This window comes from Streptomyces sp. NRRL F-2664, assembly GCF_000719345.1.
GTDB lineage: Bacteria > Actinomycetota > Actinomycetes > Streptomycetales > Streptomycetaceae > Streptomyces.
Genome location: NZ_JOFX01000633.1, coordinates 1 through 219, shown reverse-complemented (window position 1 = coordinate 219; position 219 = coordinate 1). Strand labels below are relative to the sequence as shown.

The 219-nt window shown below is 68.9% G+C and carries 1 protein-coding gene; it reads right to left on the bottom strand.

The genetic code is table 11. From position 1 onward, the window contains the following. Positions 1-219: RHS repeat-associated core domain-containing protein (locus IF89_RS0137300; RefSeq protein ID WP_030778548.1), on the bottom strand; the 219-nt coding region annotated here is incomplete at both ends.

Here is a 219-nt window from a genome sequence, read left to right as displayed (position 1 = left end):
TGTGTTCGATGGGGTTGGCTGTGAAGGCTTGGTATTTGTTGAGGGGTGTGGGGTGGGGGTCGCGGGTGGTGAAGCGGCCGGTTTCGGGGTGGTAGAGGCGGGCGGGGGTGTAGTCGGTGGCGTTTTCGGTGTTGGTGTATTCGCCGCCGAAGCGGAAGGGGTTGGCGGCGGGGTCTGCGGCGCGGTGTGCGGCGGGTGCGGGTGTGCCGTCGGGGCGGG